The sequence below is a fragment of the Variovorax guangxiensis genome, assembly GCF_003952165.1.
GTDB classification, from domain to species: Bacteria; Pseudomonadota; Gammaproteobacteria; order Burkholderiales; family Burkholderiaceae_C; genus Variovorax; species Variovorax guangxiensis.
In genome coordinates this window covers 110,862-131,886 of sequence record NZ_RXFT01000017.1, presented here as the reverse complement: position 1 = coordinate 131,886, position 21,025 = coordinate 110,862, and the positions used below count along the sequence as shown (strand labels likewise).

Genomic DNA, 21,025 nt, shown 5'->3' with positions numbered 1-21,025 from the left:
CGACGTCTAATGAGAGAGTGTGAGTGTCAAACTGGCATGACCAGTTCGTGCGGACCGTTTTTCCTTACCTATGCTTCCTCCCGTCAAACCTGCCGACACTCGCCGGCTCTACCAACAGATCGCAGATCAGATCCGGGCCTTCATCCGAGAGGGCAACCTGCCCGCCGGGGCGCGCCTGCCACCGGAGCGGGAACTGGCCTTGCAACTGGGCGTGTCGCGGCCTTCGCTGCGGGAAGCGCTGATCGCCCTTGAGATCGATGGGCGCATCGAGATACGGATGGGATCAGGCGTGTATGTCTGCGCATCGCAGGACGCCCCGGAGCACGCCACACCAGCCGTGGGTGAGAGCCCGTCAGAAATGATGCAGGCGCGCGCGATGCTCGAGGGCGCTGTGGTCACACTGGCTTCCGCGCGGGCCACGCCGCAGCATCTTGAGCGCGTGAGGGCAACATTGGAGGGCATGCGCCAGGACGGCCTGAACGGCCGCGTGCAGACGGAGAACGATCGGCGTTTTCACATCGCCATTGCGGAGATGACTGGCAATTCGGTACTGGTGCGACTGGTCGGGGAAATGTTTGACGGACGGCACAGCCCGATCATGTCGCGCATGAGCGCCCGCACCGAGGATTCACAAGCTTGGAAGGCGGCGTTTGTGGAGCACGAAGCGATCTACCGTGCGCTGGAGGCGCGGGATCCGCAGGCGGCGGTGGCGGCGATGCTGCATCACCTGGGCGCATCGCATGCGCGGTGGACCGAGGAATCCACGCTGCCCTCTTAAAGTGAGGCGAAAGCATTCGGGCATATGCGCAGACTTAACAGAGCTGCTTATATCGGCTCTGTCTCCGCATCCAAGAACGCATCCAATGGGCCATCCCGCTCATCTGCGAGTTGGAGTACCAGCCGCAGCGCGGCTGCAGGTTCTGCGCATTTGGGAGAAAAGTCCTGCGACGCAAAGAATTTTCTTGTCGCCTCGCAACACGACGCGTTCCTGTTGACCAGCAAGGGTAATAGCCCGAATAAAGCAAGCTCATGACGCCGTCTGGATTTGACGGCCTCAAGGAGGCATCCCGATGCAACAGGATCGTTGAGGAAGCGATCGGCATCCTGCTTGGTGTGCCGTTCCTTCCAGTGCAGGAACCACCGGCTCTGCCGCGGAAATCCCGCCGAAGCAAAGTGGGCTGCAGCGTGCTCGATCAGTTTCCTCCTGGACGGCAGTGCAGCCGCTTTCTCAACTCTGATTCGGGTCGCGTGATGTGAGTCCCTGGCTCTCAAATAGAGTCGCGTTGTCTCGGCGAACATTTCGTCGCCGCCGTCGTCGAACTCTCTCTGATGACCGCCCCAAGCGAAGTAGTCTCCCAACCGAAACGCACAGACCTTATCGTCAAGCACCACGTCGTCGGCACCGTCCGCCAGGAGAGGGTCCATTTCGCAATCGATCTTTCTGCTGAGCGCGTCGTATTCCGGATAGCTTTGCGCAAACTCGCGCGCGGTGATCGCCGCGCCTTCGACAATCGCCATGGAAGGCGCTGCATTGAATCGCGCGCACATGTGATGCAAGTAGCCGGATAGATAGATGGTGTCCGCGTCTGCCTGAAGCAAGATGACCTGGCCGAGGTCCAGTTTCTGGTGCGTGGCAATGTCAAGGCAGGCCATGGCTCCTGCGTGCCGCGCGAACACATATCCCCGTCGAGACTCCTGCACGACGATCACGCGACCAGGTGGAGCCGAACTCTTGATACCGGCCATCACGTCCGGCGTCCTGTCCTCGGAGCCGTTGTCGACAAGGACGAGCGTCGTATGGAGCGGAGATCCTTCGGGAAATCCGAGCGAATGGCAAGTCGCTGCCAGACAGCCTTCTTCATTGAGACAGGGGATGACAACGAACGCGTGCATCGAGCACCTTCCCTTTCTTCAACTTGGATGTGCGCAATTGATGCCGGGCTTGCACGACAAGCCGAGCCATCTGCAGCGATCTTGTGCATCGCGGGCCGCAGGGGATATGGCTGAGCATGCTTTTCCCTTCGGCATACCTGGCGGGATCCAGCATTCGTGAAAGACCTGAGAGCCCGGTATGGGAGTAGGCCGCGGCCCACTGATCCAACTGGCCGTCTCCCCTCCTTGCCGCCTCTCGACAGCAGCACCTCGGGTAGCCCAGCGCAAGGCCGAGCGCACGTGTGTGGTTGCCCTCTGATCTATCGATCGCCATCGTCCTTCTTGCCCGGAATGCATTCCGGGCAATGACGACGAAGCCCTGGTCGTCAACGACACATGCCAGTCCCTGGCGACGGATCCATCTCGTGGCAGCCCATGCCGAACCCAGGTCGAGCAGTTGGGTTCGAATCACAGGCCGTATCCCGGTCAGAAGATGCAACCAGTCGACTTTCCAGGAAGGCGGGAAGAACACTGAGACTTCAAGGCGAGGGACGAGCGCGAGTCGATGCCCGTCTGACCAGGATGAGCTGGATGAAGCCGGGAGGCGACACGTCGACAAAGCCCGCGTTCTCCGCAGCTCGGCGAGACGCCGTGTTCGACTTTCGCATGTGGGCATAGATCACATGATGCTGGCTGGCTTCACATGCCTTGCGGTAAGCGACGCTGCCGATGCCTCGCCCCTGACTCTTGACGTTCAGGTAAATCTGAATCGATGCGTGGGGCCCAACTGGAGGCTCATCGATCAGGTTGATGAACACTTCACCCGCGCGCAGGTCGTTGACATCAATGCGCCATTTCTCGCCGCCAGGTCCGTCACCCTTTCCACGAGTTCCGGGAACGCTCACGATGTGCACGTCTTGCGCGTCGACCTTCTCGCTGTGGGCCTGAGGCTTGACGGTCCTGGGCTTGGGTGTCGGCCGGATCGGGCGGCGCTTCGCTGGGCGCGCCGCGGGTTTCTTCGTGCTCACAGGATCTCCTCAAGACCACGTCGAAGTCGCTCGTCGGCCTCCTGCCACAACTCGGCAGGAAAGAATCCTGGCGAAAATGCAATCGTCACATCCTCAAGACGCTGGCCCAGCGCGTGACGTGCCAAGGCGGCAGTGAGCGCATCGATCCTCTCTCCGACCGAGCGCGAATCGGGGTCCAGGACCTCCGATCTTGTTTTCCAGTCGCTGTCCCCGTCGTAGCGATTGTTGAAGTAGTCCATGTCGATATGCAGGAGAACCGGTTGATCGCCGATGCCGGCGAGCCAGGTGTCCATATCGGGCGTTGCAAGGTAGGTTCCCAGTCCCTCGGATTCCTCTTGCAACTCGATGGCAGGGCGAAGGCTTCCCGGATCCAGCAGGGTGTCTGGTTCTGTCGTCGCACGAAAGCTGCAGCGACGCGTTACGCTCGTCTTCGGAGGCTGGCACAGATGCCGGACATCCGCCTGCGGGAAGAGGTGGAGAAAGGGTGTCATGAAGCTGCCCATTCCCACGGCGCCGCTTTGGATGCTTCGCTCTACAGACGCTGGGTCGCGAAGGTCGAATGCCTGCAGCGTGATGGCATCGACCCATTTTCCATCGCGAAGAAAAAGTCTCGGGGAACCCAGGTCGCGATGGTCATCGACATGGAGAATGACGATGCCGTCGGAGGGGTGGGCGTCGCTTCTTTCCAGCCACTCGCTCCAACTGTGAAGGGTCCACGTGTCGTAGAGCGCCGTCAGAATCTTTCCCTCGCGCCGCCTCGCGAAAGGCATGTCGCCAAGGTCCAGATTGCCTCTCCACCAGCGAAGCCCCTGATCCAAGGCCGGGTCAACGTGCCTGTCTTTTCCTGTCGGCCACGCCAACTCGAGTTCCCAGCCACCCTGGGCCGGGATGGGTAAGGCGTCCTTGTCGCAGAAATAGGTACGCAGCATCGCGTGGCGTTCGTTCTCGTCGGTGGAGAGTCGATCTGCCGGAACGAAGTGCATTGCAACCTCCTCACCCGGCTCGCGCTGCGTCGAGGACTGCGAGCAGGGACTTACCCGTGGCGGTCAACCGGCTGGAGGCCAGGGTCGTGAACGCCTCGCTCAGGTTTCGGTCCGTATCTTCCAGTTGGGACTGCGCTCTGGTGCGCAGATACGCGGGCCCGTCGGCGAGAACGAACCGCCAGAACCGTCGTAACTCCACGAACACGAAAACGGCGTGGAACAAGCCAGAGACAGGGCGCAGATCTTCTCTCCAGGGGGACTTCACCTTCTGCGGACTGGCCTCGGCGACAGGCGCCACTCGTTCGAGCAGATACAGCTTCTGATGCCGGTGCTCATGAATCAGCGAGTCCGCCAGATCATAGGGATCGATGAGGTCTGAGCCGCGATGCACGGAGACAAAGAGCGCGCCAGGCACGGTGTTGTCGCTGAAAGAGACGATCTTGTCGGGGTGTGCGCTAGGGTCGCGGACGAACTGAACCGCCGAGCACGCAAGCCTCATTTCCTTCATCAGCGCAGGCCGCCACCGCTCGATGATCCGGCAGGCTGCATCAAACACCGGGCGTGCCTGCCGCGCTTCATCCTCCGTGGCGAAGACAACGGACTTCCCGAACGGAAGTCTCAGCCACGGGTCCGGCATGTGCACTTCGAACATCGCTTGCTCGGGAATCGCTTGCCTTCTCAACCACGCCGCATATCCGGCATCCCGCGATATCGCAGATCCGTCAACAGCATGCACGGCACGCCCTTGGTCCAATAGCAACATCGCTCGGCTCCAGGCCACAGCGCCTGGTCTGCGAGCGAGACTTTCGACGAGGCGCTCCGACACCGCCCCCGTGGCCATGCCTACGCTGTCCGCACAGCTCATTGTGTCGCCGGAATCCGCAAAGATATCGAAGGCAGTGCGCAGATCCGTCGCCTGGCTTGCGCAAGCCAACGACCAAAGCATCGTCATGTCAGGCAACGCGCTTTCGGCGAACTCGAACCGGGACATATTGCCGTTCCAAGCGGGCGCCTCAGCAATCTCTGGCTCTGTTGACGACAGGTCCAGCGACAACGTTTGCGCCAGCCTGTGCCGGACGTGTCTCACCAGCGAGCGCATCTCGTGGCAATAAACCGTCGGGTTGCGAAAACCATTGAGATGATGTCGATGAGGCAGTGATCCGCCTCCGCACACCTCCACGACATCGCACTGCTGGCACGTCTTGCAAAGACCCTCTCTTCGCAGCAATTGCCTATGAGCCTGAATGTGCGGTGAGCGAGCAACTTCGAGGATCGACGTATCGTGCACTGAGCCGGAAAGACGTGTCGCCCCCTGTCCGACCACTTTCAACACGTCGAGATCGTGGTAGCTCCCGTCAGTTTCGACCGTGATGAGGCTCACATCTCCAAATCCAAACGCATCGGTCTGCGACGGCAATCCAGCTGATGCGTCAAGCAGTGCCTCAAAGGTGCGCACACGCAACTGGGGGTATTCGTCGAGCCATAGGTCGAATGCAGAAAGCAGCCAGCGCTCGTAGAGGTCCGGCTGCTCGGGCCGGCCGGGCGGCGGGCGCAAATGATGGGCGTCGGGCAGCAGAAAGTCGAGTTTCGGCACATCGTGAGCTGCGAAAAAATCGAACAGGACCCGCGGCTCGATTTTGGGGTCTATCACTGCGATGACGCCGGCAAATACTTCGGGAGCGGATTTGAGCGCCTCGAGGCCCGCCAAAGCCCTCTTGAAGCTGGATCGCCCGGTTTTGGAAGTGCGGTGCAGGTCGTTGGCTTCGGCCGGTCCATCCAAGCTCAATGAAACTGCGATCTTCGCGCCCTTGAACTGCTCAAGGATTTCGCGGGTGAGCAGTAGCCCGTTTGTTTGAAGGCCAAGGTCCAGCTGAACATCAGGGCCTACAGCGTCACGCAGCTGCGTTGTGAAACCAACCAGCGCATCCGCCCCCATCAACAAAGGCTCGCCTCCGTGGAATACGACAACGCAGTGTTTGAGCTCTGCTGCGCGTACATATTCCGCAAGGCGACTGGCAAAAGCCGCCTGCTCATGCGCACCAAGCAACTTGGGCATTGAACGCCAACTTTGGTCGGCGTGATGGTAGACATAACAATAGTCGCAATCCAGATTGCATCTGGAAGCGACCTTCAGCAGAAACGAGGTGAGTTTTGCCTCACCCAAAACTGCAGGCACTATGAGCGACTGTGCCGATGGTGCATGCGGTCGTAGCTGGTGATGACTTCGCTCGGATCAGCGTTCTGCAGGACACGCGCCTGGAGACGCTGAAGAGCTGGATTGGTTGGCTTTCCTCGCAGCACAGCATCCCGCACGCTGTTCTTCTCAGTCTCACCGATTTGCGGTTGATCTTCCACGAAGTCCATCGAGTGCTCCTTTCGAGTCGCTTCATGCTAACTCTGGCCTAATAAATAGGCAATACCCGACGCAAGGGCTATTGACCCCGACTTGAGGCTGCGTCCGAGAGCGGTGGCAATGGGGCGCTAATTCGCTGACAGACGCTGCGCGGCTTCGCGCGCGCTGAGGCTGCGCACCGTCGCCAAGCTTTCCAACTGCGCCGCTCGTGGGCGGGCCTTGCCTTGCTCCCAGTGATAGATCGTCTGACCAGACACGCCAATCAGTTGTCCATAGTTTGCCGCCGACAGGCCAAGCTTTGAGCGGTGTGACGCCAACCTGGAAGCGCTGAATCGGCGCTTCGTGCTGGTTTCGTCGCTCTCTGTATCAGCGGCCGCGACGGAGCGTGCCGCCCCCTTCGCAACGCGTCGAAGCTCCTTCTCGAGCGCACTCATCTGGCGGCGCAGTTCGGCAATCGAGGAACGATGTCCAACCGACGCTCTCTTGAGCGTCTCAATTTCAGTACGTACTTCTTTGCGAGCGACGCGAGAGATTTCGGCTTTGAGGATCGAGGCGATATTTGGCATGGGCGCATTCTGCCGTTTTATTCTCGTCCTGCCAGTAGGATGAACTCCTTAGAGCGAGGCCTTGCACAAACTCTGGCCTCCTGTTTGAAAGGCGAGAACTCTAGTTCGGTGCAGACCAACATCATTCACGCAGTGTAAAAACCACGGACAGGTATGAGACCGGCTGGGAATGGATCGCCTCGATTCCATGCAGCGCTGTCGCCTCGAACAGTAATGAATCTCCAGCTCTGACATCGATTGCCTTGGCGCCGTAGCGGTAGGTGACCTCTCCGGACAGGAAGTACAGGAACTTAAGGCCTGGATGCTGGAAAGTCACATAGGGCTCTGCATCAGGAAGCAGTGTGACCAGGTAAGGTTCGGCAAAGAGATTGCCTGACAACAGGTGTCCCAGCAGCTCATAGCGATAGTCCGCGACCGCTCCGATACGGTCGACCACCAAGCCATGCCCAGCTCGCACGTGGCAGAAATCAGTACGACGCGCCTGGTCTCCGAAGAATCGGGAGACCGGCACATGCAAGCCTTGAGCAATGCGCTCCAGTGTTTCCACCGAAGGCGAAACCAAGCCTCGCTCGATGCGAGAGAGCATCGAGGCGGAAATCCCAGACGTTCGGGCCAACTCACCAGCTGAGGTACCGGCCGCCATGCGAAGGGCTTTTACCTGTGCACCGATGCGCGACGCGGACAAACTGCGGATGGGCGCTGTTTGCTGCGGCCGAGCACGGGTCACAGATGCGGGCAGTCGCTGGGGGCGCGATGTTGGGAATGGGGAAGGCGCCTGGGCTTTTCTCATCATTTCACCGCTGGCAGTCAACGAAGAGTCCATTCTGACCCGAAAGAGGCGGGGTCAGAAGTTGTCTCAGGTCAGGAGTTCTGGAGTCGAGGGCGAATGTCCGGTTTGCGGCCTGCCCTATGAAGCATTTGCCTTCAGGAACGATACAAATTGGCCCGTGCTGGTCTGCCGCGGACCAGTCAGTTATGACCGGCCCAGTCAGTCTGCAGTGGTTCGCGTTCAACAATCGAGCGACTGCAGACAGGGAGACCAAATCTTTTGCTCGTCATCCAGCTCGCATAGGTGAGTAAGCACACCCGGCGCAAGATTGCCGTCAAACTCACCTCGCTCGGAGGGCTAGTGCCGGCCCCCAATCCGAAAGGGAAGGAGGGGCTCTAGCCCGTTGATATGCTCGCCGTCAATCGCAGTAGATTGAGTTCTCTGTGATCGATACGGCCCCCAGCAGCCGAGTAGTAGGCCTCGTAGAACTTGAAGTCTGAGCGGCCGTTGGCGCGGCACTTTTCCGCAACGATCCTGCAGATTTCTATTCTCTTTTCGAGGGGCGTCTTCATACCAAAGATCAGTCCGTGGAGATTCCTGAAGTCGTAAGTTGCCGTGCGACGTTGTGCATCCGAGAAGTCGAGAACCATTCCGGTGAGCAGTAGCCTGTATTCATCTTCGTGAGCCCAATCGGCCAACTTCGTTGTAGCGCCAGGATAGAAGCCTTTCCAATAGTCTGCTCGCCACTGATCGTCATAGTTGGATGCACATACGCTTCTCGCGCCTTCAGCGTTAGAGTGCCAGTGCTTGTCTAGAACCGCCTCCGGCAACCTTCCGATAGAGCGAAAGAAGTCCACAGGTTGATGTTTGTCCGAATACTTGACTTGATGAAACTCATGTTCGATCCGGCCACGTGAATAACCGCTTGAACCAAATCCATTGACACGGGTAAGCGGAAGGAATGGCCTGCCTCCCTCAACGACAGTATTGAACACTAGACAGATACCGGTATGGCTGTCGCCGTATGTTCCCCACAGAGACGCGTTGCGACAGTCGGACATAAAGCAGGCGACATGCCAATCGGGGTAAACGAGCCGGTCGAGTTGGTCCACAAACTCGTCGGCGAACGCTCGAAACAAGAAGTCCTTGTTTGGCTGATATTCGCCCAATTCAGGATTTAGGAGAGCAGCAAGGCCAAGTTGTCCAGACATGAATTCAAAGAGAGAAAAGAGCTCTTGGAGCAACTGTTCGTCGACTTCGCCGGATATCGGCTGCATCGCTTCGATCATCTTTTCCAGACTAGGCAATCCAGCTCGCGCGCTATCTAGAAAGCGTTCGGCGTCCGGTCGAGCGGACGCGGTTCGATGAAGCTCATTCCTGGACCAGACGGTTCCCAAGGCCAGCGGATGAAGGCAGCGCAAGTAACTTCGCAATTCGTCTCGCCGAACGGGAAGTGCACGACCATCGAGGGCGTCGACTAGCCGGATCACCGCGGGCTCCGCCAAAAAGTCGCCGAAGATTCCTTGCTGCAAAGCATCGAGCTTCTCGGTATTCAGCTCGGATGGCATTGGACCGACGATCGGCACGTCGTTCCAAATGAGCGGATGGGACTCGCCTGCTATGGCATACATAGAGAAAGTCCAGTTCAAGCAGCGCAGATAGTGCTTGAACAAGTTCTCCCACACGATCCGGTCTCCCTTCCAGAACAAATCGCGAAAGCCCTCCATCGGATCATTGAGCTGTGAGGGCGCAGCGAAGTAGATCTCCTGCTTTTCCAGTTCCCCGTTTTCAAGAAGCCGCTTGAGAGGCCGGAACCTATAGAGGAACTTCGGGACCAGAGTCGCTGCATCTCCAGTCGCGCCAAGATGGGGGTCAGATGAATCCATGCTAGTCATGCAGCGATTTTGCACTTCGTCAGTCGCACAGTGATCGCGACGAGTTCGTGATCTTGTTGTTTCCTGATCATCGATCTCAGGCCAAAAGAACGCATCGAGCTGTCCAGAAAGCGCATCAGTGCAGATTGAGCAATGTTGCCGGCTTGCAGTTCATCGAAGGTGCCTAGTGGGATGAGCCGTAGGAAGAATACGCAGTGTATTCAAGCCCTATCGACCAAGCCAACTGGTTGAACCTCCCATAAATCCGGGATCTCGGACGACTCAGTTTCAGGCCTACTGAAGCGGGCAGGCAGCGGTCTTGTCGGGTAAATGGATCAGCTTGCAATCGCCGACAACAACCATTATCGGAACTGGAGAGGGAAGATCTGTGTTAGGCAAGTCAACAGCACCCCCCCGAGGAAGGCCAGGGCCAATACGCCGCTTCCTTCGTCTTTTCCGCTTCTATGTGGGCGTCCCAGCTCTGGCGATCTATATCTTCGTCTTTGCGCTATTTTGGCGACCGCTGGCTGTCTACATTTTTGGGGTGACCGAGTATCTGAAGGCGCTTCCCTTCCCAGGGTGGGTGCCCGAGATGGGCTTCAACATTCTGGCAAATGTCCTGTCCGCGATTGTCATAGCCATCGTTGTCTGGTTCGTCCTGCTGAATCGACGTCTCCAAAGCATCGCAGGAACCTATAGTGCATCGGATATCACAAGCAGCTCGAACCCGGTCGCGTGGGGAAGTGTGACGCTGCGATACGAGCTTCTCCCAACCGGACTGTTCCAGCCTCAGTTCAGATGTCGACTGAAGGCGACTGATGGTGTTGTGCTTGAAGGCTGTGCGGTTTGGACTAAAGATCAGTACCTTGTCGGTCACTATCAGGAAGTCGGACATCTGGCCAGACGACGCGCTGGTGCGTTCGTGATGCAACTCGATGGGGGCGGAAGCACATTCATGGGCAAGTTCGCCTATATCGATCCGACCACTCGGGATCCCGCCGTTGGTGAAGCGAAATGGGAACGCGACGGTTCAACATAGTCCGATCACAGGTCGGGGCGCGAGCAGTCTTGTATTGGCCTGCGCCGGGCGAATGCGTGTGGCTGGAATGCTGGGTGCCCAAGAAGGTCCGCGGAAAGAGCCATGTAGAGGACTTTGTCACCGACGCTCTACGCGCCATTCCAGCAACCCACCATCTGCACTTTTTCTCAAGTATCCCTTCGTTCCAGAAGCTGGCACGGGTCCATGGTTTTGAGCCATGCGGCGAGTCCCCTTGGTTCCATGACTGCATCGCATTTCGCCACACCACACGCGAACAACACCCTCCATCCGCTATTTCGGTTCGTGAGCAAATGGGAAGGATTCCAGCCCTCAAGGTTGCGGTAAGCGAACGAGCCGCTTGGGACATCTTGTCCTTGATCGATGCGGACCTCGCCGCGAAGTAAACATCCGTTTGGGATAGGGGCAATGTGGGCTACCTGGGGCCAAGTTGAGAGATCGACCGACTGAGGACGCAGGCCAGTGCAGCTGAGCGCATCTGCTCAGTTGCGTCGCCTGATCCACCGGTGGCGCGCAGCAAACATGAACTCCCTTCAGGTCAGTCCACTTTCCGCTAGATCGCGGAGATACAGGACGTAGCCAAATTGTTCGGCTGCAAGACGGATAGGGCCGGGTTTGTTCCTCTTCTCGTGAGTCAGAACGATCGCGTCAAAGGAGCGAATCCCTAGCGACGCGTCGGCTTGATTGTGACCAAGGGTCGAATTGCGCGTGGACTTCCCAGCTAAGTAGGTTCTGACCTCTGGCGTGCCATACCAATCACGATCCGACGCTGGCCAGAAACCACCCTGAGCAAACCCCACATTGATCTGATGCTTCGACGGCGTGCCGTCCTTCTCGAACGTTGCGAACCCGAAGAAGCCGGTGGTGCGGACGGCATGTCGGTCAATGCTTTTCTGAATGAACTGCTTCAGCAGTCGCTTGTCAGAGCCGTCGCTTCCAAAATCTGGAATTTCCAGCAGTTCGATGTGGACCTCGCGAGTGATGAAGAGGTGAAACTCTTCGGGAGGGAAGACTTCCTCCATTACCACCTGCGCGTCGAACACGTAGTTCCATGCGCAGCTATCGATATAGACTGGAGTTTTCCCGGGCTTGGCAGCATTCAAGGTCTTCCAAGAAAGGGGCGTTGCTGCTGGCGTGTCTCTGGTGATCGCATTGTGCTGTTTCCTCGCAGCACGCGCCTGTGAGGAGCCAGTTCAGCTTTCAGACGAGGACTCACCGGTTCTCGCCAGAGTGCGAGTGCAAATCCGGCCATGCCCTCGGGTTCGGGGCCTTGTGGTTGGATTTCCCAATCCGTTCTCATCGGTCCTCACGCACAACACGACGAACACTCGACTCATTGTGGGCGGTCCGCATCCAATGAGGCGAATCTACTGTCGCGCTTGCATGGGAGCATGGAGGCTGCGATTACTATGATTACGAGGAACCATGTTCCGCCTCCCCTTTCCTGAGCCAGCAGTAGATTTGTTCCCTACTGTAGACGTATACCGCCTCAAACTTAGCAAGTAGTCTCTCGCGCATTTCCTTCAGCACCTTGCCATAGTCTGCTTCTCGGTCAATATTGGGCGCTGGTCCACCGAAACAATATTGGGCGAAGCGATGTTCGTCAGCGTAGACCAGCAGCGCCGTGTTGGGCGGGTAGTTGATCTCCGCTTTTTTCCCTAGGACTTCCCTCAACAAATTGACTTTGCGTTGGTGGCTGACCAAGCTTGGAGGAGCACTGCTTATGAAAGAGAGAGTTCCTGTGACGTTCAGGTCCTGAAGCTTCTTTGCATCCTGCTCATCTTGGAGTGTGGTGACCTCTAGGAAATGGATGATAGGCATTTGCTGTACAGGTCGGCTGTCCTCGACAGTCGCATCAAAACGCTGGCTCCCACTACGCCACTGGATCCACACATCTTCAGATGACTTGTAATGAAGGCTGGCGAAATGGGCGACTGGATACAACTCATCATGGACTTTTCGAGAAAGCCCTATCCGTTGCGGATAGCCTAGACGCGAGACAGCGCCGGGTGCGTATCGATTGAACAATAACTCAACTGCTTGTACAAGCTTGAAATACTCGGAGGCTTGGGTCCGCGTCTCCGCCAACTTAATGACAGACGCTTTGTCCTTCTTCCAATCTTCCGTCAACGGCTCGATTGGTGGCTCGTATGGTGCATCCATTTTTTCTGACCCTCTTGTGATTTCCGGCTTTTGTATGCTGTCTGGGCTCGACGTGTGAGCATATCGCTCGCACTGAGGTCCGTATATCTACGGGTCTTTTCCTTGGCCACATGCCGCATCTAGAAGCCAATGACAGGCGAAAAAGAACTCTGCCGAACGGCCTTTATCGCACTGAGGTCCGCGATGAAGCCCGAGGAGTGATCCAGGCGGACAACGACACTCGAGCTCTGGTAAACATGGCCGCCATCGAATGCGAACGGCTCCTATTCATGGACCTTGAGACCAGACGATGCGTTCGGCTGGTACATCTTGTTGGCGAACTCGCGACCTGAGGCAAACTCACTACGAGGTTCCTGGCGAAGAGCGACGACAATCCGGACAAACAAAGTCCGGAGGGAAAGTGTGGCTATCGCCCAGATAAAGCAGACATCCATTCTCGTAGACGTTGAGTTTTACGACGACATCGAGAAGAAGAAACTGCTGAGTGCAGACTATCCTGCCAAGGCACGCAGGGTGCTTGAGGCGCTGGTGACCAAGCCGCTCGCTATTCCCATCAGCGAATTCCTTTCCTACTTCCTGTTTCATCGCAAGGGCTCCGATGGCTATGGGAACTACGAGCAGATTCAGCGACGCATGGAAGTCGCGGAGAGCTATATCGACACGTGCCTCCGATTCGACGGTACGTCGGTCGGCCTGCCGTCCAAGGGGCGGCCCCCAAGAGACATTACCGAGCATGTCGGCGAGTCCATCAGCTTGTCGGTCGTTAGTCGGTTATTTGGACTGAACGAAGCGGACTGGACGCCACTACCCTCTCTCGGTGGAAAGAGGGCGCCGCGTTCATTTGATTTTGAGATTGCGTCCGACGGGAAGACTATCGTCCAGGTCGAGTCCAAGGGAAGTGCGGTTGAAAACAACGCCCGCAAAGAGGGATCTGTGCCCAATCACAAGAGAAGCATCCGTGGAAAGAAGGATGATCTCTCGAAGCCCGGTGTTAAGGACCCTTATCCCGCATCGGTTCGCTATGGCGCAATAGTTGCGCTTGATGCGCGTCCACAAAGCCGGGCCAAGTGTTGGCTGGTAGATCCGGATCCCGAGTGGCAAGCCTACGAGCCAAAAACGCTCAGGCTACTCAAGCGGATGGCATTCCTTCAGTCATGGATCGGTCTGCTGAGCCCGAGATCGCAGCTTTCAGCTTCGCTGGCAACGAGGCTGTCGGATCTCATGACCTTGCGCGACCCGTTCGAGTTGGATGGCCTTCAGCTGCTTCGTGGCAATGGAGAGCCAATAAAGTACGCCAGCTTGTCTCCCAACAGCATTCATTCGACCTTCCTGGCAGGAAAATCCCGCGTCGTCGACAGGGCCGCCGGCGGCGTTGTCATCCCTGTGCGCAAGGACCTCTTGGCGTTTCTCGCAGTTCGCGAAGAATTGGTGGCCGTCGTGGCCGAGCAGAATTTTGCATCGATTATGTCGTTCGACTATCCCGCTTCGACCAGATTGACGACAGTCGAGTGTGTCCTGCCCAAGAGCAGGTTGAGCAACATCAAAATGCCACCTGACGCTGTGAGTAGCGGGAGTCATCTTCATTTCTATCTGGAAGGAGAAGTCCACTACACGCCGTCGGGACTGGGATTTGGATTCTTGTCCATCCCCGATTGACGCTCAACGCTGACTGTATATGTACGAATTTATTGCATGGTCTAAGCTCAACCCGTCAGAGCAAGCTGCATGGGTGCAGGCAGTCGGCTCAGTAGTTGCCATTCTTATTGCCATCGCCGTACCTGCTCTCGCCGCTCGGTCCAGATTCAGAACCGAAAGTGCTGCCCGCAAGGAGCGCATGCTGAATGCCGCATTAAGGGTTTTCGACCCGATAAGCAGCCTACGTGAATCGATGGCGGAGTTTCTAGAGACACTCTCGGATGACTTCGACCCCGAGAATCGTGGAGTCCGTACAGACCCCAACAACGGAGACTATGAGCCGCTCATACAACCGGTCATAGCATCTGTTGCAGTACTTGATGATCTAGGGACAATGGCGCCAGCCATGCGAAAGTTTCTCTTTGAGCTTATCGAGCTGGATCGTTTCATGAAGGCTATCCCAGCGATTCAGAGTTCCGGCGTACCTGCGTTCTGGCGCACCAACCTTCCCGATATTCGGGATCGAATAAGAGAAGTTGTCGGCAGCGCAGACTTTGTGATTGCCGAAATGAGAAAAGTCATGATGTCCCCTGCAAGCCAGTAGACGACTGCCCCGGGGGGCGGGTAGCTACTTGAGCTTCGCTTCACGCTGCTGAGCGAGTGCCTGCTTGCGCAGGATGATCTCATGATCGCTTTTGAGAATGAGATCCTGGTATTGCTGCTTCCCTTTGAGGGGACCTACATTAGGATCATCCAGCCTCGAGTCTTGGCGGGCGCGTCTTGGCAAGTCCTCAATCAGGAACGAAAACTCCTCCATCGCCTCTTGAAAGCGGCCGGCTTTCTGAAGATATAGAGGTAACTTGCACCAAGCGGCTGCAGGATAGATGGTCCGAGAGCTCAACATGAGATCCTTGGCATTTCTCAGAGCTTCGATGGCCTCAGTCCAGCAGCGAGCAGCTGCAAAGGCTGTTGCGGCTCGATGACTAGCGGCAATGACATCATCTGAGTCGGCCGGGCTTGATTGAATTGGTTCAGGCACCCAGATCTCCAGCAGCTCTGACGGTCGGCCCTTGAGATGTCGCGGCTGAAGACGCTGAAGTTCTCCAGCCAAGCATGGTGAGGAACTTGGACCTAGGCGTCTCAAAGGCGAACGCGATATCAACTATCGCTAGAACAAGACCTGCGACCTCGATCATTGAGCGTCTCCGAAAGTTGCGCGCTCTATCCACTTCATGCGAGATAGCCTGCCCCGATTTTTTTCGAAGACAGACTTGCCCACATTCAGGGTCAATACGCGCTAGACCAGGGAAATCCTAAGTCTCAACCTCGAAACTCGCCTGTCCCATGACGGTCATTCAAGGCTACTACCTAGCCATGGAGAATGCTCTTACTTGCCCCTCATCCGACCTCGCGCGTCTTGTACAGCATTCTTTCCCGATGGGATTCCGACCATTCTTCCGTCGGAGCCTTGAACGGCCCGAGACCCGCTCCGAATTGCCACCATTCGCCCATCAGACCCTTGGACTCCCCGGGCGCCGCTGGGAATTTCCACCATTCTTCCGTCGCTGCCTTGAAGCCCTTGCGCACCGGAGCGAATGGCGACCATTCGCCCGTCGCTCCCTTGTAGACCTCGACCGCCGGAAGGTATAGCGACCATTCGTCCGTCACTTCCTTGAAGACCACGACCGCCTGATGGAATGGGGACCATCCGCCCGTCGGAGCCTTGCAGCCCCCTCCAGCCATCTGGTATGACTATCGCCATACCATCGCTACCTGTCAGCGTTCGTTTCACGGCGTGACTCCTGATTGCTTATGAAGGTCAAGTGACGGTCGCATTCTGCCGTCGAAATGCCATGGTGTGGTGCATGCATACAGTTCAGTCAGGACCAACTCGGATTGATCTCTCTCCGGTTGGGGTAGCCACCGAAGCTCTGTCAGTTGACTCAAGAGGGGCGAGTTTTCCTGGCGCCGATAAAGCGTAGCGGTTCAACGGATTGAACTGCTACTTCTTTGCTTCCTTCAGCAAGAGATCGGAGGGGAACTTCCCGCACATCTCGGCAATTTTGCTAAGCATGTCCTCCATCTTCTTTTTGTCGGCAGCAGCACCTGGGTCGAGGGTCTTCTGATACTCCGAAAAGATATCGCTTCCCGATGCAAGGCACTCCGCCTTTGCACGCTCTACTTGAGCGACACCGGCACCCGCATAGTAGGTACGCATGCCTTCGGTTAGATTCTGGGAAGCAACGCCGGTCGAAAAGACCTTGCCGATGGTCAGTGCCGTTTCGACCTTGGGAGCCACCGTCGTTCCGGCCTCAGCGCGCGCCTTCGTGTTGGCGTCAAAGCTTCCGAACACGGAATATGCGTCCGTCTTCTTGTTCTCGCCGCCCACCAGGCTGAACGCTTCGGCTAGCCCGGCCACGTTCGCTGCATCGAATGCTTCGTCGGCCTTTTCCTTCTTGGCGACCGCAAGTCCGACCTCCGATCTGGCCGCATTGAATTTGTTCGCCAAGGTCTCTCTTTCACCCAAGAGAACCTTTTCGTCCGGTGAGCGAAATGCCTCGGCCTTGCCGCCGGCAACGCTCAACGCGGATTGATTGCTGTCTACGTAATTGTTCAGAGCCTTTTGCAGTTCTCTCGCCTTTGCAACGGCTTTGTCGTATTCGTTCTCCGCTTTATCCCGTTCAAGACTTGTACGCTTGAACTGATTGATCTTGTCTTCCGCAGCTTGCAGAGCGCTCTTCGGAACGCTCGAGTCGCCGACATTGTTCGTTCCTTCAATCTTTTTCAGCGCGTAGCTCGAATGCGTGCAGTTTTGCTTCGTCGAAGCACCTTCATCGCAAGGCTTTGCCACGGCGACAGGCACATAGGCGGCGTCGATCTGCTTGTATCCGAAGTTCACCGACACACCGGGCTGCTCCGTTGCAGTCGCCGAAACGTCCATCCCCACGGTGACTTTTGAGGAATAGACGAGTGGTGCCTGCTGAAGCGGCGCACAGCCCGCTACAGCAATTAAAAAAGACACTCCCGCCACTTGGTAAAAAATGGAGCTTTCATGGTCTCTCCTCGTTGACGACACAAAGGTCGCCGAGCCTTTGGGATTCTTCTTTCAGCAAACGCATAAGGGCGTCAAACTGTGTGCTGCTCTGAACCACAACCATCGTGTGGCATGCGGACGGATGCGGAAAAGCAGCAACACGCTCCTTCACGGCGCCAATCGTCAATGAGCGCGCCGATGCCACAAGGCCGAGGCCATCTGTTGCAACCATCAGTGGTGCATTGCCATCCGCTGGAAAATGGACGTTGACGAAACCAATGCCGTACGAAATTCGAGGGTCGGATCCGGAAACACGAACACTGACGCAGCCAGCCAGCGCGCCGGTGCCGAGTAGTGACGCCGCGATCATGAGACTTCGAGATGCGATGCGCTTCATTCAGAATTCCCGACCTTGTACCTTGGGGTGACGCGCCGAAGTCGGCGACGGGTATGTCGCAGTAGTACGTCAGATGACGCAGGGCATCGGTGTTTTGTACTCGCGACGTCGAGCGCTTGCTCAGATTGACGACGAGTTCAGACACGCATAGAAGTCTTTTCCATGACCGGCTGTAATCTCCGCACGCCGAGATCCCGGATTCACAATCTTGCGTGCCCCAACCCAGTCAGCCTTCTCTCCTTTGAACGAGTCGGCCAGTGAGCGCCCCGTAAAAAGGCCTTGCGCCATGCCCTCTACCAGGATGACGACCGACTTGTCGGGGTCCAGTGCGAGTTCGGGCTTTTCAACCAGGGCATCCCCCCAGCCGAGGGTTTTTCCGACCGACTCATACTTTCTTTTGTGGGTGATCTGAACTAGGCCGCGGCCGAAGTAAGAACGGCCTTGCGCATCGGGCTTGCTGTAGTCCGAAGATATGTGCTTTCCACGAAAGTGCTTTCCCACTGCCTCGATGGAGCAGTTATCGGTTTTGCAAAGCCCCTCGCGGACGGGCGCCATTGTTCCGACGCTCTCCCGGTAGGCCGTGCCAAGGATGTACGCCAGCCAGCGTTGATCCGTGTAACCAGTCTTCTCCCAGTAATCCAGGATTCGATTGATGCCTGCACGCCGGTCGCCTTTGAAAAGGCTCTTGGGCAATGTCTTGGATCTCTCGCATTCGGCATAGAAGCGAGTCCGATCCAGATTTCCGGCTTGCGTTTGCGTGGAAAAGAAAGCCAGCAACGCAAGTCCAAACACGAAGCGTTTCATCACGACCCCCTCCAGACAGCCCTGGCGATCATTTGTGTTGCCGGGAAAGCATGCGAGAACGACGAGCGATTTTCCATCCCATATTTGAGCGATGCACCGTCCTCGCCGATATCTTTAAACGAGCCCTAATCGATTCACGCGTCGTGACACATCCGCCGGACCGTTTGGTTAGGCAGGGCGGTGGAGGCCGTGCATCTCCGGTGGGGACGCATCCCCGCCGCCATAGGTGATTGATGCGCGCCGAAACTCAGACGTTGATCACTAATCCGGGATTGAATTCCTTGTTCTCAATCCTGCCGCTCCAGTTCACATAGCCGCGGGGGTTGCTCACGATTCGGCAAGAGCGGACTCGGTAGTCGAACTGCTGATGCGTGTGACCATGAACCCAGAGCACGGGCACATCGAAGAAGGTCTCTGGCAGCTCCGTGACGAAAGCGCCCGAGGCCCAGTCATCGGCGTAGCGCTGCGAAAGCGAACCACGGTGAGGTGCATGGTGCGTCACGACCACCGTCGGTCCGGAGAACGGTTCCGATAGCTTCGCCTGTAGCCAGGCGCGCTGCACGTGATGAATCCGCAGCGTGTCGGCCGCCTGAAGCTTTCTTCCTTGCTTGTGACGCCAGGTGTCGGGTTCTGCGGACTCGTCGGGTGCCCGGATCAGTGTGTAGTCGTTCAGCAGGTTGGTCGCCATCTTCATGGCGCGAGCTGCATCGCTGACCAGTCCTTCGGGCGTCTGGATGGCGAGCTCGAAATCTGTCCACAGCGTCGCGCCGAGGAAGCGCACGCCATCGATCACCAACTCGTCACCGTCAAGGAGATGCACGTTGCTACCTTCGGCTTCCCGGCGCGCATCGGCCAGTGTTGTGTCCAGGCGGCCATCGTAGTACTCATGATTGCCCAACAGGTACACCACCGGCTTGCCACGGAAACGAGCCACTGCCCATTGGACAGCGCGCTTGGCTGGAGAATGGATGTCGCCGGCGAGGATGACGACATCGAATTCGAGATCGGGCACCGGCTCGAATGGTGCGAACTCGAGGTGAAGATCGGACAGGATCAAGAGTTTCATCGGGAGATCCCTTCAAAGCGAGCGCGAAGCTCGGCACTGGCCTTGTCGTCAAAGCCGGTGAACGAGCCGCACGTCACCAGGTGATCCTTGCAGTGGTCGAACTGCCAGTAGGCATCGTCGAGCGCGACCCAAGGCTCGTCAACCGCATCGTGGATCTGGAGCCAGGCGAGGATTTCTCCTTCGCGCTGCCCGTACGGTGGCGGAAGGCCGAAACCCGAATGTGGCGTGGCGCCAAGAATGCGGGACCGGATGTCGCTGGAGAACGGTTTCAGCAGAGTCTTGTAGAGAAGCTGCTCGCGCCAGGACGAGCTGATCACGATCTTCACGTGGGGGAACTCGCGCAGCAGCGCTTCCAGGCGCGGCAAGAAGCAGAAGTCGACGCCGCCGTTGAGGATGTGGCTCTCTCCCTCCGGATGAAGCACGCCGTCGAAGTCGAGGAACAGGATCATTCGGGACCTCTCGATCCGTTCATGGGTCCTCATACGACGCCGCCGTGTTGGATGGCGATGAGCATTCGTCGCACCTTTTCCAAACCGCCTTTGGCGGCGAACGCTGCAGGCGTCTGGCCGTCCAGCAATTCGTGCGGTCTGTTCAGCCAGGCTTGAGCGGCTTCGCCGAACGCCTGGGCCGCGAGGTCGAGCAAGTCCTGTGAAAGGCTCTCCGACCCTGCCCCTTCTGGAAGAACGAGTGGCCACGCCAGATGGGATCCCATGTCGACCCCGAAGGCACGAAATGGCGCCGCGGCGGTCATCAAGCCCTCTGCGAGATAGTCGATGTTCTGGTGATGATGTCCGTGGACGACCAACTGGACGCCGAGCGTCTCGGCGAGCTCGTCGAGCGCCTGCCAGCCATGCGGATGCGCTGCTGGTGCTTCGTGCGTCACCAGGATGTCCGCGGGGCCGCTGCGCAGCAGATGCTGGTAGTCGTCTGGAAAGATGGAGGAACGGTGCTTGCGGGAAATGCCGTCGCGCCACTGGTCTTCACGCTTCATGGTGCGGCGCATGGCATCGCTCGACGGGAATGCTGCCTCTTCGACTGGCCGTCGTGGATCCCAGATCTTGCTGCGGAAAATGCCGCCCAGGCCCGCGACCTTGAATCCGGCGATCTCGACGATGCGTCCATGCAGGTTGCGGTCCGCGAGCTTGGAGCCCCACAGATTGTCGTAGTCGGCGTCTGAATCGGTGTCGTGGTTTCCGTGAATGAACCAGACCTCGGTCAGATTCAGGATCGACTCCAACTCGACGTGCAGGAGTTGGCGCGCCTGAATGTCGCCCAGCAGCACGATGGCCTCAGGCCGGCAGCGCTCGATCGCGGTGATCACGGACTCGAGTTCGCCGTGGGGATCGCCGAAGAACATCAGCTTGGGCGCCAACTGCTTGCGCTCGGATTGCGCGTGAAGGTTCGATGAGATGTGGGGTTTCATT

At 57.7% G+C, this 21,025-nt stretch carries 22 protein-coding genes; 4 read left to right on the top strand and 18 right to left on the bottom strand.

Translation table 11 applies throughout. The features are described from left to right. Positions 1 to 70: 70 nt before the first annotated feature. A complete protein-coding gene (locus EJP67_RS29020) occupies positions 71 to 778 on the top strand; it encodes a FadR/GntR family transcriptional regulator (protein WP_126025184.1) in 708 nt (235 codons plus the stop codon). Positions 779 to 825: 47 nt separating this feature from the next. Here the strand turns inward: EJP67_RS29020 and EJP67_RS29015 are convergent, their stop codons facing one another. The 8 genes from EJP67_RS29015 to EJP67_RS28980 all read right to left on the bottom strand — a co-directional run bounded on the left by EJP67_RS29015 (position 826) and on the right by EJP67_RS28980 (position 9,457). After that, a complete protein-coding gene (locus tag EJP67_RS29015; RefSeq protein WP_126025183.1) occupies positions 826 to 1,893 on the bottom strand; it encodes a glycosyltransferase family 2 protein in 1,068 nt (355 codons plus the stop codon). A gap of 518 nt (positions 1,894 to 2,411) precedes the next feature. Beyond that, positions 2,412 to 2,900, bottom strand: coding sequence for a GNAT family N-acetyltransferase (locus EJP67_RS29010; RefSeq protein WP_126025182.1), 489 nt, complete (start codon positions 2,898 to 2,900; stop codon positions 2,412 to 2,414). Then, on the bottom strand, positions 2,897 to 3,883 hold the full coding sequence (locus EJP67_RS29005; protein WP_126025181.1) for a hypothetical protein: 987 nt from the start codon (positions 3,881 to 3,883) through the stop codon (positions 2,897 to 2,899). The genes EJP67_RS29010 and EJP67_RS29005 overlap by 4 nt, the downstream gene beginning before the upstream one ends. Positions 3,884 to 3,893: 10 nt before the next feature. Beyond that, a complete protein-coding gene (yhhB, locus tag EJP67_RS29000; protein WP_240650817.1) occupies positions 3,894 to 6,059 on the bottom strand; it encodes a cyclophane-forming radical SAM/SPASM peptide maturase YhhB in 2,166 nt (721 codons plus the stop codon). Continuing rightward, positions 6,059 to 6,247, bottom strand: coding sequence for a YhhA family cyclophane-containing RiPP (gene yhhA, locus EJP67_RS28995; RefSeq protein ID WP_126025180.1), 189 nt, complete (start codon positions 6,245 to 6,247; stop codon positions 6,059 to 6,061). The genes yhhB and yhhA overlap by 1 nt, the downstream gene beginning before the upstream one ends. A 117-nt stretch (positions 6,248 to 6,364) precedes the next feature. Continuing rightward, entirely contained in the window at positions 6,365 to 6,802 is a 438-nt protein-coding gene (locus EJP67_RS28990; protein WP_126025179.1) for a helix-turn-helix domain-containing protein, read from the bottom strand. A 121-nt stretch (positions 6,803 to 6,923) separates the two neighbouring features. After that, positions 6,924 to 7,496: a helix-turn-helix domain-containing protein gene (locus EJP67_RS28985; protein WP_126025198.1), complete on the bottom strand. Its 573-nt coding sequence runs from the start codon at positions 7,494 to 7,496 to the stop codon at positions 6,924 to 6,926. A 470-nt stretch (positions 7,497 to 7,966) separates the two neighbouring features. Then, entirely contained in the window at positions 7,967 to 9,457 is a 1,491-nt protein-coding gene (locus EJP67_RS28980) for a DUF2971 domain-containing protein (RefSeq protein WP_165909728.1), read from the bottom strand. 532 nt (positions 9,458 to 9,989) lie between these two features. Between EJP67_RS28980 and EJP67_RS28975 the strand changes: the two genes are divergently transcribed. Further along, positions 9,990 to 10,484, top strand: a complete 495-nt coding sequence (locus EJP67_RS28975; protein ID WP_126025177.1) for a hypothetical protein — start codon at positions 9,990 to 9,992, stop codon at positions 10,482 to 10,484. Between the two features lie 551 nt (positions 10,485 to 11,035). On the opposite strand, the gene EJP67_RS28970 is transcribed toward EJP67_RS28975, so the two are convergent. Together EJP67_RS28970 and EJP67_RS28965 are read right to left on the bottom strand one after the other, a co-directional pair. Next, the gene (locus EJP67_RS28970) at positions 11,036 to 11,605 is read right to left on the bottom strand and encodes a hypothetical protein (protein WP_126025176.1); all 570 of its coding nucleotides are present in this window, start codon (positions 11,603 to 11,605) and stop codon (positions 11,036 to 11,038) included. Positions 11,606 to 11,915: 310 nt separating this feature from the next. Continuing rightward, entirely contained in the window at positions 11,916 to 12,665 is a 750-nt protein-coding gene (locus EJP67_RS28965; RefSeq protein WP_126025175.1) for a hypothetical protein, read from the bottom strand. A gap of 402 nt (positions 12,666 to 13,067) precedes the next feature. On the opposite strand from EJP67_RS28965, the gene EJP67_RS28960 reads away from it, so the two are divergent. Together EJP67_RS28960 and EJP67_RS28955 are read left to right on the top strand one after the other, a co-directional pair. Continuing rightward, on the top strand, positions 13,068 to 14,321 hold the full coding sequence (locus tag EJP67_RS28960) for a hypothetical protein (RefSeq protein ID WP_126025174.1): 1,254 nt from the start codon (positions 13,068 to 13,070) through the stop codon (positions 14,319 to 14,321). A gap of 19 nt (positions 14,322 to 14,340) precedes the next feature. Continuing rightward, the gene (locus tag EJP67_RS28955) at positions 14,341 to 14,904 is read left to right on the top strand and encodes a hypothetical protein (protein ID WP_126025173.1); all 564 of its coding nucleotides are present in this window, start codon (positions 14,341 to 14,343) and stop codon (positions 14,902 to 14,904) included. Between the two features lie 24 nt (positions 14,905 to 14,928). Here the strand turns inward: EJP67_RS28955 and EJP67_RS28950 are convergent, their stop codons facing one another. The 8 genes from EJP67_RS28950 to EJP67_RS28915 all read right to left on the bottom strand — a co-directional run bounded on the left by EJP67_RS28950 (position 14,929) and on the right by EJP67_RS28915 (position 21,024). Further along, entirely contained in the window at positions 14,929 to 15,339 is a 411-nt protein-coding gene (locus tag EJP67_RS28950) for a hypothetical protein (protein ID WP_126025172.1), read from the bottom strand. A 359-nt stretch (positions 15,340 to 15,698) separates the two neighbouring features. Then, positions 15,699 to 15,983, bottom strand: a complete 285-nt coding sequence (locus EJP67_RS28945) for a hypothetical protein (protein WP_126025171.1) — start codon at positions 15,981 to 15,983, stop codon at positions 15,699 to 15,701. A gap of 319 nt (positions 15,984 to 16,302) precedes the next feature. Then, complete coding sequence (locus EJP67_RS28940; protein ID WP_126025170.1) at positions 16,303 to 17,322, bottom strand: hypothetical protein; 1,020 nt, start codon at positions 17,320 to 17,322, stop codon at positions 16,303 to 16,305. 28 nt (positions 17,323 to 17,350) lie between these two features. Then, positions 17,351 to 17,731 (bottom strand): hypothetical protein, encoded by a 381-nt coding sequence (locus EJP67_RS28935; protein ID WP_126025169.1) that lies wholly within the window; start codon positions 17,729 to 17,731, stop codon positions 17,351 to 17,353. Positions 17,732 to 17,851: 120 nt separating this feature from the next. Continuing rightward, on the bottom strand, positions 17,852 to 18,535 hold the full coding sequence (locus EJP67_RS28930; protein ID WP_126025168.1) for a glycoside hydrolase family 19 protein: 684 nt from the start codon (positions 18,533 to 18,535) through the stop codon (positions 17,852 to 17,854). 247 nt (positions 18,536 to 18,782) lie between these two features. Beyond that, positions 18,783 to 19,601, bottom strand: coding sequence for a metallophosphoesterase (locus EJP67_RS28925; RefSeq protein WP_126025167.1), 819 nt, complete (start codon positions 19,599 to 19,601; stop codon positions 18,783 to 18,785). Beyond that, complete coding sequence (locus EJP67_RS28920; protein ID WP_126025166.1) at positions 19,598 to 20,050, bottom strand: HAD domain-containing protein; 453 nt, start codon at positions 20,048 to 20,050, stop codon at positions 19,598 to 19,600. Before EJP67_RS28920 ends, EJP67_RS28925 begins: the two co-directional genes overlap by 4 nt. A gap of 29 nt (positions 20,051 to 20,079) precedes the next feature. Continuing rightward, positions 20,080 to 21,024: a metallophosphoesterase gene (locus tag EJP67_RS28915; RefSeq protein ID WP_126025165.1), complete on the bottom strand. Its 945-nt coding sequence runs from the start codon at positions 21,022 to 21,024 to the stop codon at positions 20,080 to 20,082. Position 21,025 lies beyond the last annotated feature (1 nt).

Coding starts and splice junctions, on each gene's coding strand:
- EJP67_RS28955 (WP_126025173.1), top strand. CDS start 14,341: ATGTACGAATTTATTGCATGGTCTAAGCTCAACCCGTCAGAGCAAGCT.
- EJP67_RS28935 (WP_126025169.1), bottom strand. CDS start 17,731: ATGAAGCGCATCGCATCTCGAAGTCTCATGATCGCGGCGTCACTACTC.
- EJP67_RS28930 (WP_126025168.1), bottom strand. CDS start 18,535: ATGAAACGCTTCGTGTTTGGACTTGCGTTGCTGGCTTTCTTTTCCACG.
- EJP67_RS29005 (WP_126025181.1), bottom strand. CDS start 3,883: ATGCACTTCGTTCCGGCAGATCGACTCTCCACCGACGAGAACGAACGC.
- EJP67_RS28915 (WP_126025165.1), bottom strand. CDS start 21,024: ATGAAACCCCACATCTCATCGAACCTTCACGCGCAATCCGAGCGCAAG.
- EJP67_RS28980 (WP_165909728.1), bottom strand. CDS start 9,457: ATGGATTCATCTGACCCCCATCTTGGCGCGACTGGAGATGCAGCGACT.
- yhhA (WP_126025180.1), bottom strand. CDS start 6,247: ATGGACTTCGTGGAAGATCAACCGCAAATCGGTGAGACTGAGAAGAAC.
- EJP67_RS29015 (WP_126025183.1), bottom strand. CDS start 1,893: ATGCACGCGTTCGTTGTCATCCCCTGTCTCAATGAAGAAGGCTGTCTG.
- EJP67_RS28965 (WP_126025175.1), bottom strand. CDS start 12,665: ATGGATGCACCATACGAGCCACCAATCGAGCCGTTGACGGAAGATTGG.
- EJP67_RS28925 (WP_126025167.1), bottom strand. CDS start 19,601: ATGAAACTCTTGATCCTGTCCGATCTTCACCTCGAGTTCGCACCATTC.
- EJP67_RS28990 (WP_126025179.1), bottom strand. CDS start 6,802: ATGCCAAATATCGCCTCGATCCTCAAAGCCGAAATCTCTCGCGTCGCT.
- EJP67_RS29020 (WP_126025184.1), top strand. CDS start 71: ATGCTTCCTCCCGTCAAACCTGCCGACACTCGCCGGCTCTACCAACAG.
- EJP67_RS28920 (WP_126025166.1), bottom strand. CDS start 20,050: ATGATCCTGTTCCTCGACTTCGACGGCGTGCTTCATCCGGAGGGAGAG.